19 protein-coding genes are annotated in these 15,562 nt (G+C 70.5%); 3 read left to right on the forward strand and 16 right to left on the reverse strand.

The features are described 5' to 3' along the window. Nucleotides 1–140: 140 nt before the first annotated feature. Both F7Q99_RS40380 and F7Q99_RS14010 read right to left on the reverse strand, forming a co-directional pair. Nucleotides 141–308: a hypothetical protein gene (locus F7Q99_RS40380; RefSeq protein ID WP_195911058.1), complete on the reverse strand. Its 168-nt coding sequence runs from the start codon at nucleotides 306–308 to the stop codon at nucleotides 141–143. A 30-nt stretch (nucleotides 309–338) separates the two neighbouring features. Beyond that, nucleotides 339–695 carry a PRC-barrel domain-containing protein gene (locus F7Q99_RS14010; protein ID WP_153461593.1) on the reverse strand — a complete coding sequence of 119 codons (357 nt, stop codon included), beginning with the start codon at nucleotides 693–695 and terminating at the stop codon, nucleotides 339–341. Between the two features lie 126 nt (nucleotides 696–821). Here F7Q99_RS14010 and F7Q99_RS14015 point away from each other — a divergent pair, with 126 nt between their 5' ends. Next, nucleotides 822–1,073, forward strand: a complete 252-nt coding sequence (locus tag F7Q99_RS14015) for a hypothetical protein (protein ID WP_153461595.1) — start codon at nucleotides 822–824, stop codon at nucleotides 1,071–1,073. 39 nt (nucleotides 1,074–1,112) lie between these two features. Here F7Q99_RS14015 and F7Q99_RS14020 read toward each other — a convergent pair whose 3' ends face one another. Next, nucleotides 1,113–1,691: a DUF5994 family protein gene (locus F7Q99_RS14020; protein WP_045698467.1), complete on the reverse strand. Its 579-nt coding sequence runs from the start codon at nucleotides 1,689–1,691 to the stop codon at nucleotides 1,113–1,115. 204 nt (nucleotides 1,692–1,895) lie between these two features. Further along, nucleotides 1,896–2,345, reverse strand: coding sequence for a DUF5994 family protein (locus F7Q99_RS14025; protein ID WP_326846640.1), 450 nt, complete (start codon nucleotides 2,343–2,345; stop codon nucleotides 1,896–1,898). 245 nt (nucleotides 2,346–2,590) lie between these two features. Between F7Q99_RS14025 and F7Q99_RS14030 the strand changes: the two genes are divergently transcribed. Further along, entirely contained in the window at nucleotides 2,591–3,025 is a 435-nt protein-coding gene (locus tag F7Q99_RS14030; RefSeq protein ID WP_153461599.1) for a CBS domain-containing protein, read from the forward strand. Between the two features lie 100 nt (nucleotides 3,026–3,125). Here F7Q99_RS14030 and F7Q99_RS41135 read toward each other — a convergent pair whose 3' ends face one another. The 5 genes from F7Q99_RS41135 to ltrA all read right to left on the reverse strand — a co-directional run bounded on the left by F7Q99_RS41135 (nucleotide 3,126) and on the right by ltrA (nucleotide 7,570). Next, the gene (locus tag F7Q99_RS41135; RefSeq protein WP_326846641.1) at nucleotides 3,126–3,518 is read right to left on the reverse strand and encodes a DUF6296 family protein; all 393 of its coding nucleotides are present in this window, start codon (nucleotides 3,516–3,518) and stop codon (nucleotides 3,126–3,128) included. Then, a complete protein-coding gene (locus F7Q99_RS14040; protein ID WP_407697782.1) occupies nucleotides 3,502–3,801 on the reverse strand; it encodes a winged helix-turn-helix transcriptional regulator in 300 nt (99 codons plus the stop codon). Before F7Q99_RS14040 ends, F7Q99_RS41135 begins: the two co-directional genes overlap by 17 nt. 14 nt (nucleotides 3,802–3,815) lie before the next feature. After that, nucleotides 3,816–4,373 carry an ATP-binding protein gene (locus F7Q99_RS40385; protein WP_195911059.1) on the reverse strand — a complete coding sequence of 186 codons (558 nt, stop codon included), beginning with the start codon at nucleotides 4,371–4,373 and terminating at the stop codon, nucleotides 3,816–3,818. 217 nt (nucleotides 4,374–4,590) lie between these two features. Continuing rightward, the gene (locus F7Q99_RS40390; RefSeq protein ID WP_195911060.1) at nucleotides 4,591–5,385 is read right to left on the reverse strand and encodes a phosphotransferase; all 795 of its coding nucleotides are present in this window, start codon (nucleotides 5,383–5,385) and stop codon (nucleotides 4,591–4,593) included. Between the two features lie 751 nt (nucleotides 5,386–6,136). Next, nucleotides 6,137–7,570: a group II intron reverse transcriptase/maturase gene (ltrA, locus tag F7Q99_RS14055; protein ID WP_326846642.1), complete on the reverse strand. Its 1,434-nt coding sequence runs from the start codon at nucleotides 7,568–7,570 to the stop codon at nucleotides 6,137–6,139. Between the two features lie 50 nt (nucleotides 7,571–7,620). Here ltrA and F7Q99_RS14060 point away from each other — a divergent pair, with 50 nt between their 5' ends. After that, entirely contained in the window at nucleotides 7,621–8,235 is a 615-nt protein-coding gene (locus F7Q99_RS14060; RefSeq protein WP_153461605.1) for a phosphotransferase, read from the forward strand. Here F7Q99_RS14060 and F7Q99_RS14065 read toward each other — a convergent pair. The 7 genes from F7Q99_RS14065 to F7Q99_RS14095 are packed head-to-tail and all read right to left on the reverse strand — an operon-like array spanning nucleotide 8,225 to nucleotide 15,506. Beyond that, nucleotides 8,225–9,433: a DegT/DnrJ/EryC1/StrS family aminotransferase gene (locus tag F7Q99_RS14065; protein WP_153461607.1), complete on the reverse strand. Its 1,209-nt coding sequence runs from the start codon at nucleotides 9,431–9,433 to the stop codon at nucleotides 8,225–8,227. The two genes, F7Q99_RS14060 and F7Q99_RS14065, sit on opposite strands and share 11 nt — an antisense overlap. A 43-nt stretch (nucleotides 9,434–9,476) precedes the next feature. After that, the gene (locus F7Q99_RS14070) at nucleotides 9,477–10,445 is read right to left on the reverse strand and encodes a phosphotransferase family protein (RefSeq protein ID WP_153461609.1); all 969 of its coding nucleotides are present in this window, start codon (nucleotides 10,443–10,445) and stop codon (nucleotides 9,477–9,479) included. Next, nucleotides 10,432–11,400: a Gfo/Idh/MocA family protein gene (locus F7Q99_RS14075; protein ID WP_153461611.1), complete on the reverse strand. Its 969-nt coding sequence runs from the start codon at nucleotides 11,398–11,400 to the stop codon at nucleotides 10,432–10,434. The genes F7Q99_RS14070 and F7Q99_RS14075 overlap by 14 nt, the downstream gene beginning before the upstream one ends. Beyond that, the gene (locus F7Q99_RS43130; protein WP_195911061.1) at nucleotides 11,397–12,041 is read right to left on the reverse strand and encodes an AAA family ATPase; all 645 of its coding nucleotides are present in this window, start codon (nucleotides 12,039–12,041) and stop codon (nucleotides 11,397–11,399) included. Before F7Q99_RS43130 ends, F7Q99_RS14075 begins: the two co-directional genes overlap by 4 nt. Then, a complete protein-coding gene (locus F7Q99_RS43135; RefSeq protein ID WP_195911062.1) occupies nucleotides 12,038–13,594 on the reverse strand; it encodes a glycosyltransferase family 2 protein in 1,557 nt (518 codons plus the stop codon). Before F7Q99_RS43135 ends, F7Q99_RS43130 begins: the two co-directional genes overlap by 4 nt. Beyond that, complete coding sequence (locus F7Q99_RS14090; RefSeq protein ID WP_153461615.1) at nucleotides 13,591–14,469, reverse strand: glycosyltransferase family 8 protein; 879 nt, start codon at nucleotides 14,467–14,469, stop codon at nucleotides 13,591–13,593. Before F7Q99_RS14090 ends, F7Q99_RS43135 begins: the two co-directional genes overlap by 4 nt. Next, nucleotides 14,466–15,506, reverse strand: coding sequence for a UDP-glucuronic acid decarboxylase family protein (locus F7Q99_RS14095; RefSeq protein WP_326846643.1), 1,041 nt, complete (start codon nucleotides 15,504–15,506; stop codon nucleotides 14,466–14,468). Before F7Q99_RS14095 ends, F7Q99_RS14090 begins: the two co-directional genes overlap by 4 nt. Between the last annotated feature and the right edge of the window lie 56 nt (nucleotides 15,507–15,562).

Below are 15,562 nucleotides of genomic sequence, written 5' to 3' on the forward strand. Positions count from 1 at the left end.
GGACCTGTCTCCGAGCCTGACCGGTGCCAAGTCCGGGATTGCCGTTCGCCGGAGACGACGCCAGTGTCCGGTGCCGGCATGCGGGGTGCCTTCGGTGATGTCCAGGCTACTCCCGGTCCGGCCCGGACCCGGCGCGGTACTCAGCGGTTCACGGACCGGCCCCCGCGCCGGAACCGGACGGCGGAGAGTATCAGCGCGACGATCAGTACGGCGATGCCGATGAACAGCAGGTACCCCAGGCCATCGGCGACGACACCCACCAGTCCGAGCACGATCGCCACGATGACGAGGAACAGTACCAGGGCCATCGTCGGCCTCCTTCAGGGTCCGGAGGGCTCCTAGCGGCGGGCCAGGCGGCGCTCCCCGCCCGTGCCCGGTGCGTAGTCCAGCCCGTAGTGGGCGAAGACGGCTGCCTCGTCCTCGGCGGGGAGTTCGCCGTCGGTGTCGATGGCCGGGGCGTGTTTCACCTGGCTCCTGGGCTGGGGGACCTTCAGGTAACCGGGACCTACCGTCGCGTCGGACAGCGGGACGAACACCAGGCGGCGGCGGGTGGGCAGGCCGACCATGACCGTCGCGAAGAACGGCTGATCGGTCGCGGTGTCCACGTAGACGGACTCCAGCGTGCCGATCTTGTGTCCGTCGGCGTCGACCACGTCATGGCCGCGCCACTCCCGGATGTCGCCTGCCTCGAACATCGGCCATCTCCTCCGCTCCTGGTTCCATTGTGGTGCCGCGGCTGCTGGTCGACATCCCCGGTCGCCCTCCGCCCGCCCGCCTCGTACGGTCGTGTCAGGGCAGGAGGGTTGTCACAGGAGGGCACGATGCAGCGCTATTGGTGGATTCTGGAGACCCAGGACGACGACGGCCGCTGGTCCCGGCAGGACGACACGACGATGCCGAATCCGCTGGAGTACGACGGTCCGCCGCAGCGGGCGGCCAACCATCTCCGGGACGTGTTCGTTCGAACCCTCTCCCGACCCGCGCCGGGCCCTCGGGCAGTCAGGGTCCGGCTCTGGGAAGGGACCGGTGCCGACGGCGAACCCCAGGCCGAGACCGAGTGGTCACGCGAGTGAGACAGCCCGGCCCCGGCCCGGGCAGCTCCCGCCAGCCGCCTACGCGGATGCCGGCCAGGAGGCGGCCCGGCTCCGGGCGAGATCGGCCCGCCGGTCGGCCTCGCCAAGCCCGGTGGAGGGTGTGACGGCCGACGGCAGGAAATCGGAACCGACTTCCGGCCCGGTCGCACCGGTGCTCGGCTCGGCGGCGAGCAGTTCGCTCGCGGTCCTGGTGTTCGCGGGATCGGCGGCCTCGGCCATCAGCCGGGCGGCCTCGACGGCATCCGTCTGGGGCGGGACCACCAGCAGGCTCAGCCGACGGGGGGCATAGGAACAGACCATGATCATGTGCTGGTCCTGTTCGATGGTGAACCAGCCCGCGTGGACGGTGTGACCCGTGACCGGGATCCGCCGGGGGATGACAGGCCACCGCGCGGGGTTCACGGTGATCCGGGTGATCCGGCCCCACCGCTCGTCGATCTCGGCGGCCAGGGCGGGGAGTTCGAGAAGAAGATCACGCGAGCGGGGCCACCAGGCACCGTCCAGACGGCCGGGCCGCACGCCACTGGGCGCGAGGGTGAGCCGAGCCGTGGAATCCGTGGCGGCGGGCGTCGTCGCACGATCGAGGGTCGTGGTCATGATCAGAGACCTGTCCCCGGGCCCGGCCGAGAAGCCGGGTCCGGCATTGCCGTTCGCCGGAGACGACGCCAGTATCCGGTGCCGGCATGCGAAGTGCCTTCGGTGATGTCCAGGCTACTCCGGTCCGGTCCGGTCCGGTCCGGTCCGGACGCGGCGTCGGCTGCCGCCTTCTCGAAGCGGCAGCCGAGACCGTGCCCGGGCCGTTCAGCCGAGCAGGAGTTCTGCTGCTGGGGTGTGGTTTCCGGTGGCCGAGGCGCCGGCCATCGCCGAGGCGGCCGTTGCCGACTTGGTGCCGGGCGGTACCACCAGCAGCAGGAAGTGGTCCTGGAACCCCCGGGTGACGCTGATCGTCGCGTTGCTGCCGGTGAACCAGTTGATTCTGACCGTCAGGCCGTTCGCCGCCACGGACCGGGGCACGCCGTCCCAGGCCGAGGTGTCGAGGCCGACCCGCACGATGCGCCCGAAGTGGGCACCGAGCGCGGTGATCAGGTCCGGCAGTTCGGCGAGGACGTGGTTCGAGCGGGGCCACCAGGCGCCGTCGAAGACGCCCTCCCGTGACATCGTCGGTTCCAGAACCAGGCGAGGCAGCAGCGGGGCGCCGGGTGCCATCCACGGCCCAGGAGAGGAAGAGGTGGGGAAAGGAATCGGCATCATACGAAGCCGCCCGTCCGGTCCGCGAGGGACCCGTCATGACCCAGGGCGACGTCGACGCTGATGCCGGTGTGCGATATGTCCTCGGTTGTCTTCCAGGCTACTCCGCAGCGGTCTGCTCCGGTCCGTTCGCCACCGGAGTAGGGTCGTAGGCATCCAGGGCATCACGCATTCCGGTAGCCGTTCCGGCCTCGTTCTGGGTGAAGGAAAGCTCGGCAGCCCCCAGGGGGCGGCCGGAGACGGGAACGGTGAGCACCGTGACCATCCACTCCCCGCAGTCGGTGCGGCCCGGCCACGGCCTCACAGTCGCCGACGCCATGGACCCCTGCGACTACCAGATAGCCGACGACAGCACCGTTGACCAGGCCGACGACGTCCTCCGCGGCGCCCACCTCGATTACCTGCTGGTCCGCGACCACGACGGCCGGTGCGAGGGGCTGGTCACCCGCACCGGACTCCATCCGTTCCTGAACCGCTCCTGGTACACCGGACGGACCGTGATCAGTGCCACCACCCACCAGCGCGGCCCGTTCGCCTGGCCGACCATGGGCCTGGCCCTGGCCGCGATCGCCATGCGGGTCAAGCGCCTGGCGGTCTGGCCCGTCGTCGACGAGGACGGCTACATCCTCGGTGTCCTCATGGCTGACCGTGTCACCAGCCTCCTCGCGGGCAAGGCTGCCTGAGGCTGAGTGCCCGCGTTCGAGAGTCCTGGGTTGTTTGCGCCGGTCAGGAATCGAGCATGGTGACAGGTCGGGCCACGCCCGGAGCGAAGCCGCGGCGAGGTCAGGGCAGTGGGGTGGCGTGCAGGCAGGTGTGCCGTCCCTGACCGGTCGGCTCGGCGAGCGGTCGGGCCGTCTCCCCGATGATCTCTACGCGGAGGGTGCCGGCCTTGTCCGCGTAGACCGGGGTCCCGTCCGCGGTCACCTCGTCCGTGGCATGAACGACGACGACCTCGAGCGGACTGTGCCTGCCGGGCACACCCGGAAGGGTCACCGCGTAGCGAGACGGAGTGTCCGTCCGGAGCTCCTCACCCGATCCGTGCCGGGTGGATCCGATGGGGTCGGGCACTGGACTCACCGCCTCAACGGGAGGGGTGGTGGCAGAGCGGCCGGGACGCGCACACGGTGCGGCGGGGTACGGGGGACGGGTTGGCGCGGGGTCACGGATGCTCATCATGATGATCACCGGTGGTGGTCGCAGGCTGGTGGCCGGCGTCGGGGGCGAGATCGGCGAACAGGGCCAGCAGCCCGGCGATCTCGTGGTGGCCCTCGGCGGGATGACGGAAGTACGTGCCGCGGACCACCTGGTAGCGGTTGCGGCGTCCGTGCCGGGAGTGGGTCAGGTAGCCGGCCTTCTCCAGGTCCGTGACGATCGCCCGCGCGGCCCGTTCGGTCATGCCGCACATCGCGGCCAGGTCCCGCAAGCGGACGTCCGCATCCCGCGAGATCATCAACAGCACACGCGCGTGCTGCGTCAGGAACGTCCAGCTCGTTCGCGGCTCTCGCTCATCCGACACACCACAAATATGAACCCGGATTCCGCTTTTGCCATGCCTGACTTGAGGATCCGCTGTTGGGGCACACCGTGGAACGTGGGGTCGAGTTTTCGCCCGCGGATCCGTGTCACGGCGCGGGGCTCCAAGGCGATGGCGGTGGTTGTTCGGAGGGGACGATGAGTTCGGCCCATACGGGCCTTGCCGCCGTCGTTCGGGAGGGCGCCCCAGCAGAGGGCGAGGCGGTCGACGATGAACAGGCCATGGCCGCCGACCCGGGTCGGTTGGTGCGTGCCGGGGTCGGGCAGCGTGCTGCCGGATTGGGGGTCGGTCACGGTGATGCGCAGGCACGGGCCGTTCTGGTCCAGATCCAGTGCGAGTGGGCCCGCCGTGTACCTGGCGGCGTTGGTGAGCAGTTCCGAGACGATGAGCTGGACGTCGTCGCCGAGAACGGATGGGGCGAGATGCCAACCGGACAGGGTTCGGCGGGTGAACGCCCTACCTTCGCTGACGGGGGAGTGCGCCACGAAGTACCACACGATCGAGTGGAGGTGGAAGACCTTCTCCGCCGGGCCGTCGCAGCGGTCTGGTGAAGCTGGGGGCAGCCTGGTCCGGGGAACGCCGGGGAGGGCGGTAAGCAGCCCCGACAACGGCGGGACGTGCCGGTACTACCGGACGGTGCGGGTCCGTCTAGCGAGGTCAGAAGGTGTAGCGAGAGCGAACCAGTGGTTGAAGCTCCGTAAGCAGCGAGCCGGCTCAAACCTGGTGGATACGGGCCGGTGTGCAGTGCGTGATGCGGCCGCCTTCGGGCGGGTGGGTCAACTCCGAAGCTGGATGCCCGTTCCGGTGGGGAGGCCACGTTGAAGGCCTGCGGCGTAGGCGTGGCGATGCTGCCGGAGTAGAGCTGGGCATCTCCCTGACCGATCGATCGAGTGGTGAACGTGGGAACCATCCGCGATCGCCCGAACCGCCGGACAGCCAGTGCGGCGGTGGGCAGGTCCGTTGCCGACTGAGGACCGTGGGTGGGGCGGAGGCCCCGTAGTAGTCGCGGGAGTAACGACCCGTCATGGAGACCGGGAAAGCCGGTCGCAGGGCCAAGGGGGCCAGCAAGATCCGCTCGTCGTTCAGGCTCCGGTGGATCTGGCCGAGCAGGACGCCGAGGTCACCGGCCTGGTCCAATGTGATCTCGGTCCCCGGCTGGTGGCTGCCTTCCATCCAGGGGATCAGGCAGTAGCCGCGGTCCGCGACCTCCGCCACGGTCTGGCCGGAGAAGGTGGTCAGTGGCCGCCCGACCGGGACTCCGGCGGCGGCCAGCTCCGCCAGGACCGCCAGGTTCCGGCGGGCGAGCGACAACGGCACGTCCATGATCCGCTTCAGTGCGAATGCGCGGTCGGCCGTCTCGAGCCGCCAGTTGCCGTTCATCAGGCCGTTGGGCAGGAAGCGGCATGCCTGAACCTCACCGAGCCCGAAGGTCTCGCCGAGGACCACCAGGTCCTCCTCGATGATGCTGTAGCGCGAGCCACACGTAGCGTCGTCCATCGCTTCCGTCACCTGAAGCAGGCTATCGGAGGCAGCTCGCCGATGCGCGGCGTTCACCAACCATGCAGAGCCCGCCGGGCCTAGGCTCGGGACACCGGGGAACGACCGACGGCGCGCCCGCACAAGCCCGATCCGGGGACTTCTGAGTAGGAAGAACTCGGCTGGCTCTGATTGCAGTTTTGGTTGCGTTCACCCCGTCCGGCACCGTCCAGAGCCCGACCACCGGGCCGCTCCGCCGCAGGCCAGGACTGACGCGGACCTCTTCGGACAGCCGGAAGAACAGTTGGAAAGCGTGTTTGGGCAACCCCTCGCGAGTTCGAATCTCGTATCCTCCGCCTTTGCCCAGCAGGGCAGTTGAAGGCCGCGACCGGGTTCCCGGCCGGGGCCTTCTTCGTGTCGTGGTTTCGGTCTTGGTCTCAGTTTGTCGGCGCCGGGTGAGCGACTACTCCGGCGGCACCGCAGTCCCGGAGGCCCGGCCACTGCCACGCACATGATCCCCACCTGAACGGGTAGCCGCATGGTTCGAGGAGCTGCAACGGGAAGCAGGCGAACCACCGTGGAGAGTCACCTCGGCCCAGCAGCGGTCCGCCGTCACTGCCAGCTCGATTTCACCGCCGGAGGTGGAACGGTGAAGTCGGCCCGGGGCGCGGTTCCAGTCTTTCGACCGGCCCGTTTCCCCGGAGCCGCTTCCCGAACCGGGCATGCGACTTGGCACCGCACCCGGCTCTCCACAAGCCCCGAAAGGGCCTCGTGGTGGTGGTTCTCATCCCGTGATCGGCCAGGGAGAGGGGATAGCTGCTCCCCGATAGCGGTAGCGTGTGGTGGTGCCTACCGAGATCGGGTTGAACAGTTCCCTGTTCTCGCTGGCCCACCAAGATCCACGCCCAAGGTACTGGCGGTAGATCTTCCTCAAGGCCGTCTTGGGGTGCTTCTGCCGCACCCATCGCCAGACCGCGAACCACAGGTAGTTGCGCAGGTAGGAGAAGGTCGCGAAGGACACCCCCGGCCGGAAGTAGGCGCACCAGCCCCGCACCGCCGGATTGATCCGGGCGAGCAGGGCGTCGAGCGGCTGGTTCGTACCGACCTCGCGGCACAGCGTCTTGACCTTCGCCATGATGGCCCGCAGGGCCTTCTTGGCCGGGTAGGTGTAGACGTAGTACCGGTTGGTGCCTGGTTTTCGGTGGCGCTGGATGCGCCAGCCGAGGAAGTCCAGGCCCTGCTCGATGTGGGTGATCAGGGTCTTCTCCTGAGACAGGCGCAGGCCCATCGTGGTGAGGACCTCTGCGATCCGCTCGCGTAGCGCCTCGGCGTCTGCCTGGGTGCCGTGCACCAGCAGGCACCAGTCGTCCGCGTACCGGACCAGCCGGAAGTTGGGCAGACTGCGGCGTCGGCGCCTCCGGCGCTCGTAGACATCAGTTCCGGGACCTCCGGGTGCCCGGGCGACGAACTCGTCCAGGACCGAGAGAGCCACGTTGCTGAGCAACGGCGAGAGGATCGAACCCTGCGGGGTGCCGGTGTCGTTGTCCCGCAGCAGACCGTCCTCACCGAGGATGCCCGCCTTGAGGAACGCCTTCACCAGAGCCAGGACGCGCTTGTCTCCGACTCGTGCCCGCACCCGGTCCATCAGGGCCGTGTGCGAGATCTCGTCGAAGCAGGCCTTGATGTCGCCTTCCACGATCCACTCGTACTTCTTGGACGTGAGCAGACGCACCTCGGCCACCGCGTCATGGGTCCGGCGGTTCGGGCGGAACCCGTAGGAACACGGGAGGAAATCCGCCTCGAAGATCGGCTCCAGCACCAGCTTCAAGGATGCCTGCACCACCCGGTCGGTGATCGTCGCGATCCCCAGGCGACGCAGCTTGCCGCCCGCCTTGGGGATCATCCGCTCCCGCACCGGCAGGGGACGGAAACTACAGTCCTTGATCTGCGACCGCAGCATGCCGAGGAACTCCTCGACCCCCGTTCCCAGCTCGATGGACGACGCCGTGCGTCCGTCCACCCCGGCAGTACGTGCACCCTTGTTGCCCCGCACCCGATCCCAGGCCACCAGAAGGAAGCCCGGGTCGGCAACGAGATTGAACAGGTCGTCGAACCTGCGATGAGGATCATCACGAGCCCAACGGTGCAGCTTGGTCTGGATATTCAGTACCCGCAGCTCAGCCCCGAACAGGGCGGACTCCAGATCGTCGGTGTTCACCGGCGATGACCTCCTGATCTTCCAGTACTTCAGCCACTGACTTCGCCCGCCTGCTGCCGCAGGCATCGGAGCCGTCGGCCGCCCCGGTGACTACACCGGGTGCCGCGCACGCTGAGGCGGACCGCTTCCTCGCGCTGATTGCCGCTCTGGAGAGCCCGACGGCGTTCGATGCCGAGGCGGTCCAGGCGCTGGGCGAGCGCAAGACGCTGCTCGACAAGTACGGCAGCGAACGACCCACCACCGAGGTGGCGGCCGACCCAGTGGGCTGGACGCACGGTGACGTGCAGCACCGCAACGTGCTGTGGCGGGACGGCAAGATCGCCGGGGTGATCGACTGGGATCGCATCCGGGTGCGGCCGTTCGGCGAGGAGGTCGCCCGCACTGCCACCGTGCAGTTCGGCGGCGAGGACGGCTTCCTCGACCTGGAGCGGACCTCCGCGTTCGTGGCCGGCTACCGGTCGGTGGTGCCGATCCCGGTGCCGGCCCTGGCGGATGCGGTGGAGCGGCTGTGGTGGAAGCGCATGTCCGACTACTGGCAGTTGGTCTTCCACTACGACCGGGACGACCACTCCTGCGACCACCTGTTCCTACCCGCCGAGCGCTTCCTGGCCTGGTGGACCGAGCGGCGTGAGGACGTGCAGGAGGCGTTCGCGGCTATGCCGTGACCAGCGTGCGGACCAGTACGGCGGCGAGGGCCTCGGCGACCTGCTCCATGTAGTCCGGGGCCAGGAGCTGCGGCACCTTGAGGACGATCATCTGGCGCATCGCCTTGTGGAAGTTCGGCAGTGCGTCGATGGTCGGCGGCCGGTAGGGGCTGCGGGCCAGGTGCGGCCAGAACCGGGCGGCCAGGTCCGGGCGCTGGAGGAGCGGGGCCTGCGTCCAGTCCTCGTACATGGAGCGGACGGGGATGCCGGCGGCCTTGAGCTGCTTGCTCAGCTCGGCCGGGTCCGGCACGCGGACGTTGATCGTCAACGGGGTGCCGTACCAGCCGCGCACGGACAGCTCGCCGATCGAGGGCCAGGTGACGGGCGCGTCGCACTCCTCCAACACCTTGCGGAGAGTGGCGAGGTTCTGCTCGGCGGCCAGCATCCGGTCGGGGAGGGATCGCAGCTGCTGGCGGGCGATGACGGCGGACACGGCGGGCATCCGGTACTTGTAGGCGGCACCGGTGGTGGCGAACGGCTTCAGCTCGGGCAGGGTGAGCTCGGCGGCCAGGCGGGCGGGGTGGTGGCCGAGGGTGAGGGCCCGCTCGTAGACCTCGCGGTCCGTGGTCGTCAGGATGCCGCCCTCTCCGCCGGAGACGGACTTGGATTCCTGGAGGCTGAAGCATCCGGCAGCACCCCAGGAGCCGACGGCGCGGCCCTGGTAGAGCGCTCCGTGGGCGTGCGAGCAGTCCTCGACGATCGGCAGGCCGGTGGCCTTGGCGAGCTGGTCCATGCGGGCGGGGATGCCCCAGGTGTGAGTGGCGAGGACCGCGGAGCAGGCGGGGGCGGCCTCGGCGACGGCGGTGGGGGCGATGTTCGGGCTGTCCGGCTCGATGTCGCAGAAGACGGGGTAGCTGCCGGCCTGGAAGACGGCGGTGATGGCGGAGACCCAGGTCATCGGGGAGACGGCGACGCCAGCCTGGGGACTGGCGCCGACCGCGTGGAGGGCGGCGTGCAGGGAGGCGGTGCCGGAGTTGAACGACAGCGCGTGGCGGGTGCCCGTGAGGCGGGCGAACGCGGCTTCGAGGGCGTTGGTGGCCGGGCCTCGGTTGATCTCGGACAGGTGACCTTCGTCGAGGAGCTTGAGGACGGCGTCCTTCTCGGCCTGCCCGTACTTGGGCTCGCGGGGGAACGGGAGGGTGACGGCAGGGTCGTTCACGGGTTTCCTTCCGGGCGGGGGAGTGAGCGGAGGCTGGACGGGGTCATGGGCGGCGTCGCGCGCTGGAGTCGGCGTCGGGGGTGATGCGCGGGATCGCGGAGAGGTGGCCGTGGTCGAGGTCGTCGAGGTCGGCCTGGAGCTGTGCGGCCCGCAGCCGGACCATGTCCTGGTCGTCGCAGGAGGCGTGGAACTGCAGCAGCGAGTAGGCGATGCGCAGGCGGAACAGGACGAGCGGCAGCAGGTGGTCGGCGGGCAGCGGGCCGTCGAAGTAGCCGTCGAGCAGGGCCGCGGTCATCGGGGCCGGTTCGCGCAGCGACCACCCGGCGAGTTCGGCCAGCGGGTCGCCGCCGCGCACGCTCTCCAGGTCGACGATGCCGGTGATCTGCCGGCCGTTGGTGAACAGGTGCCGGCCGACCCAGTCGCCGTGCAGCAACCGGGGTCGGCCTTCGGCCAGGCGGGGCGATCCGACGTCCAGGATGAAGCGGGTGCGGTTCAGCAGCCCGGGCAGGTCCAGGCCGTCGAGGCTCGGGACGCTGCGGGCCGCGAGGCTGAGGAACCAGCCCTGGATGGTGGCGTGCTGGCCGATGCCGTGGCCGTCGAGCTGGCCGAAGCTGCCGACCTGGATGCTGTGCAGGCGCCGGAGCATCTCGCCCGCGCGGGCCGCCGCGTCCAGGTCCTGCGGCGTGGGCGGCTCGGCTTCGAGGGGGCGGCCGGGGCAGCGGGTCTCCACGCAGGCTTCCCGGCTGTGCCAGAGGATCTCGGCGGCCGGGATACCGGCCTCGCGCATGCGGGCCGATGCCCAGGCGGCGGTCGGGTAGCGCGAGCGACTGCCCGCGCGGCGGACCTTGACGACCAGGTTGTCACCGGCGTGGGTGGTGACCGCGAAGGGGAGGCTGTCCGTCCCGGCCTTGAGCGGGGTGAAGCGCGCTCCGGCGGCGTCGAAGCCCGCCGCGGCAAGCGCGTTGACCAGCAGCGGGTGCGGGCGGCTGACCACGGCGTCAGTGGCGGCCATGGGGCACCTCCGGCACGGGGACGGGGCGGCGGTGGGCGGCGGAGGTGAGCGCGGCGTCCAGCAGGGCGATGGAGGGAAGGTTGTCGGCGGCGGGTACCGGCAGGGGATGGTCCTGGTGGAGGGCGTCGACCATGGCGGTGATGCACCGCTGGTAGGCCGGCGGCCCGGCCTCGGGCGCGTTCCGCGCTCGGTGGGGGTCCGGGGTCCATCGGGCGGCGAAGCCCCGGCTCTCCACCCGCCAGTCACCGCCCGCGTCGGTTCGCAGGGCCGGGTCGACGATGTACCCGCCCCGGTAGGTGAACAGGGAGCCGTCGGCGAAGTGGACGGTGACCGTGGCGATCGAGCTGTGGGCCGCGAGGAAGCCGGTCGCCGTCTCGGTGCAGATGACCTCTGTGGGCGGTGCGGTGATCAGCACGCGGACCTGGTCGAAGGCGTGGATGGCGAGGTCCGTGGTGACGGGCAGGTGCTGTCCGGCGCGGAAGCCTGGGCCGGGCAGGGTGACCAGGGAGTCGGCGGTGATGGCGAACGGTGCCCGGCTGCGGGAGTGAACCGTGTCGGCGAAGGCGAGGAAGTCGGGGTCGGTGCCCCGGTTGTGCATGACGGCCAGCAGCAGGCCGCGTTCGCGGGCGAGGTGGACGAGGTCGAGGGCGTCGGGCAGGTTCAGGGCGAGCGGCTTCTCGGTCAGGACGTGCAGACCCTGGGCGAGCGCCGATCGGCTGACGGGGTAGTGGAGTTCGGGTGGGGTGAGGTTGACGACGACGTCGGCTTCGGCCAAGGCGAGCGCGCCGGGGAGCGTCGTCGCGAAGGCCGGGTTCAGCCCGTACCTGGCGGCCAGGGCTTGGGCGGCCTGCTGGTCGGGGTCGACGAGGGCGGTGATCTCAACGCGCCTGTCGGCGAGCAGGGAGCGGACCCAGCGGCTGGCGATGGCACCGCAGCCGATGATCACGGCCTTCACGACGCCTCCTTGAGCGGGTGCGGCCTGGGTGCAGGGCCGGAGCGGTGCTGGGCAGCCTGGTGGCGGCGGACGTGGTCGAGGACGCGTGCGGTGAGGTCATCGAGCGAGCCACTCGTGGCGTCCAGCAGGGCGACGGTCGGGGCGAGCGGGTGCGCGAGGTAGGCGTTGAAGTGCTCGCTGAAGTGCCGGTCGTAGAAGATCGTCGGCATGCCCTTGCGCAGGCGTGCCCGACGGGCGAGCACGTCCGGGTCGGCGGTGAGCACGATCGTCAGGTCGGGCATCGCCACCGGACGGCCGGTAACCAGGTGCCGGGCCTGGTTGTCACAGTCGAAGCCGTGCATCCGGCCGACGGCGTGGGCGTGGGCGAGGAGGGTGTCCACGGTGCGGTCGAGGATCACGTCTCGGCCCTCGGCGAGGGCGTGCCTGGCTCGGGCGAGCCGCAGGTCCTCGACGTCCAGGAACTGGACGATGTTGGCCAACTGGTGCTCGGCTGTGAACGGCTCGGGGGCCGGCAGCCGGGTGGGGTCGGGGCTGGCGTGGTAGTAGCAGGGGATGACGGCGGGCCTGTCGAGGTGGGGTGCGAGTTGGGCGGCCAGCGTGGTCTTGCCGACGCAGCTGACGCCCTCGATGCCGAGGATCACGCGAACTCCCTGTCCGTGGTGGTGGATGGGGCGGTGCGGCGGTTGCTCTTGGGAGCGAGCGCGGCGTGTCGGGTGCCGGTGACCGCCCAGCGGCCGAGCGCGGTCAGCGGGCCAGCGCTCTTGAGCAGGAGCCCGGCCAGCGTCTCCGCGCTTCGCACGGCGGTCTCCCGCACCGTCAGATGTCGGCCTTCGGCTGCGGCGAGGGCACGGACGGGTGCGACGGTGGCTGCCCAGAGCGCCGTCGCGGCTGCTGCCCGGGTGGGCAGGCGCGTGCGCGGGCCGAGTGCGAGGGCCAGACAACCAGCGGTTGCAGGGGACACCAGCAGCCAGGCCATGCCCCGGTAGGCGCCGATGGTCAGGGCCGCCGCGTGGTCGCGGCTGCTGCCGTGACCTTCGGCGTGCCAGCGGGCGGCGCACTGCGGGTAGTCGAGGTAGCTCTGGAACCAGCGCTCGCTCTGGGCGAGCAGCTCGCGCAGGTATTCGGCCGCCGGCACGGTGGTGGTGAAGGGCAGGCTGTCCACCGGGATGCCGTCCACGGTGAGCCGGTAGCCGAAGGCGACGTCGTCGAGCACCGTGAAGGTAGGCAGCCCGCCGACCTGCCGGAAGACGTCCATGCGAACGAGGAGGCCGTGGCCGACGGTCTGGGCCAGTCCCGGCAGACGGGGGGTGGCGTGCGGGCGGCGGGCAGCGTCGGCGTAACGGCGGAGGTTGGGGATCTCGCGGCGAAGGGTCCATAGGGTCTGAGCGCGGGCGGCGCCTCGGCACAGGCTCCGCTCCCACCAGGTGCCGGCCGTGTTCTGGGTGGCGAAGCGAGCCGACTGCTGGACGACGCATGGGAGTCCGCCGTCGTTGGCCTGGCGGTGGGCCAGGAAATCGGCGGTCCGGTCCAGCAGCTCGCGGCTCGGGCGGGAGTCCACGTCGTAGACGGCGATGTACTCCTGGTCCGCTCCGGCGGTGGAGAGCTGGTCGACGGCGGCATTCACCTGTGCGGCCTTGCGCCCGTCCCCTCGGTAGTGGACGTGCCGGACCATCCGATGCGGCTCCGGCAGGCGCGCGAGTTCCGCCGTGACGACCTCCGCCGTGGTGGGGAAGCTGGACAGCACCTCGGCGGCCAGGGCCCCGGTCAGCGAGCCATCGATGGTGCCGGGAAGGGCCTTGCCGAGGGCGGCCAGCTCGTCGTCGGTCAGCTGAGGGAAGCGCTCCACCGTGAGGTCGGCCGCCGTCGCCCCCGCCAATTTGGCGGCCAGGTGCTGCCGCTCAGCCTCCTCACGGGCTGTGGTCACCATGGTCAGCGTTGAGCCGGGGAAGTTGCGCAGGAGAGGGACGAACCAGGAAAGGGCGGCGGGGATCTGCTGTTGCTCCCGCAGCACCGGGATGACCACGTGCAGCACCAAGGGGAACGCCGACCGCCTGTCTCCAGTCGGCGCGGGTCGGTCGGCCCAGGCCAGCGTCCGGCGGACCTGCCGCTGACCGTTCAGGTTGCGCGCGGCCACGGCGGCGGCGATCCACCAGGCCGTGCTTCGCCACAGCGGCTTCCGGGCGTCAGCGTTCACTCGATGCCGCCAGCGTGGACGTAGTCGTGGAACAGCCGGTAGGTATCCCGCAGTGAGCTGGCCGGGTAGGTGTCCTGCCATGGCTTGTCGGGGCCGGCGAAGTGCACGAGGGCGGCGGTCTTCTCGTCCTGGAGGAGCTGGGCGAGGGGGCTGTCGGCCTCGGCGTAGTGGATGAACCCGGGCGCGGTGGCCTGCGGGGACATGGCGAAGGTGTTCCACCGCCGGTCCAGGCGCTGCCAGTTGTCATCGACGGCCCAGTTCAGGGCGTCCTGGTCCCAGAACCGGACCTTGTCGGGGTGCTCGGACAGGAACTCCCGGGAGCGGTCGAAGAGGCCCAGCCGCTCACACCGGTCGAGGTCGATGAGCATGACGCCGCTGTTGAAGTAGTCCCTGCCGTACGGGACGCCGAGTTCCTCCCAGCCGGGAAGTTGGATGCCGCGGCCGATGACCGGGTTCTGAGGGTCGCGCACCGCCCCGATCGGGCGCCCGTCGAGGGACTGCCGCAGCAGCGGCCGGAGGTCACCGAGCACCATGGTGTCGGCGTCCAGGTAGAGCACCCGCCGCTCGTCCGGGATGACCTCCGGGATGGCCAGCCGCACGTACACCGCGCCGCTGACCCAGTCGGAGACCGGGTAGAGCGGGTCGGTCGCCGGTGCCGGCCGTAGCTCGGTGGCGAGGCCGATGCGGTCGGCATCCCGCAGGACCGCCTTCCGGTTGGCCTCGCTGATCTGCTGGTCGAGGACGATCAGGCGAAGCTCGTCGACGCTGCCGGGGTGGGCGGCGGCGATCGAGTGCATCAGCGTCCGCAGCGGGCGGGCGTATCCGTCGTCGACCCCGCAGACGAGTGCGGGAAGCGGGCGCGGGGCAGTGTTCACGAGGCGCTCCTTCCAGGGGTAGCGGCCTGGAGGGGGAAGTGCTTCTGGGCCCAGACGAGGGTCTGGCGCAGGCCGTCGCGCAGATGCGTGGTGGGCTCCCAGCCGAGGTGGGCACGGGCAGCGGTGATGTCGGGGCAGCGGCGCTTGGGGTCGTCGGTGGGCAGCGGGACGAAGGTGACGACGGAGGCGGAGCTGGTCATCGCCCGGATCTCCTCGGCGAGCTGCAGCATGGTGATCTCGTCCGGGTTGCCCAGGTTCACCGGGCCGGGGTAATCCGCGGTGGCGGCGGCGAGCAGGCCCTCGACGGTGTCGGACACGAAGCACAGCGAGCGGGTCTGGCTGCCGTCGCCGGCCACCGTGATCGGCTCGCCTGCCAGCGCCTGCTGTAGGAAGGCGGGCACCGCACGGCCGTCGTCGGCGCGCATCCTCGGGCCGTAGGTGTTGAAGATCCGCACGATGCGGGTGCGGGTGCTGCCGGTGCGCTCGAAGCAGGAGGTAAGCGCCTCGGCGTACCGCTTGGCCTCGTCGTAGACGCTGCGGGGGCCGACCGGGTTGACGTTGCCCCAGTACTGCTCGGGCTGCGGGTGCACGAGCGGGTCGCCGTACACCTCGGAGGTTGAAGCCAGCAGGAACCGGGCGTGCTTGGTCTCGGCCAGTTCCAGGGCGTTGAGCGTGCCCATCGCGCCGACCTTCAGCGTGGCAAGCGGGTGGCGGGCATAGTCGAGCGGCGAGGCGGGCGACGCGAGGTGGAAGACGAAGTCCACCGGACCGGCCACCGTGAACGGTCGGGTCACGTCGTCAGTCTGGAAACGGAAGCCGCCGGCCGAGCGCAGGCCGGCCAGGTTGTCGAGGCGGCCGGTCAGCAGGTTGTCGACGCCGATCACCTCTGCCCCCAGGCTCAGCAGGCGCTCGCACAGATGCGAGCCGATGAACCCGGCAGCACCGGTGACGACTGCGGTACGGCGGGCGAAGGCCGCGGGCAATGTCGTGGCTGCGGGGTCTCGCGGGTAGGGCAGTGCTGCTTGCAGGCGTGGCACGGTGCGTGTCCTCCAAGTCTTCGGGCGGGTTTCGGCTTCGTGGCGGGCCGTCGTGG

Origin of the sequence: Streptomyces kaniharaensis (assembly GCF_009569385.1) — a bacterium.
Classification (GTDB): domain Bacteria; phylum Actinomycetota; class Actinomycetes; order Streptomycetales; family Streptomycetaceae; genus Kitasatospora; species Kitasatospora kaniharaensis.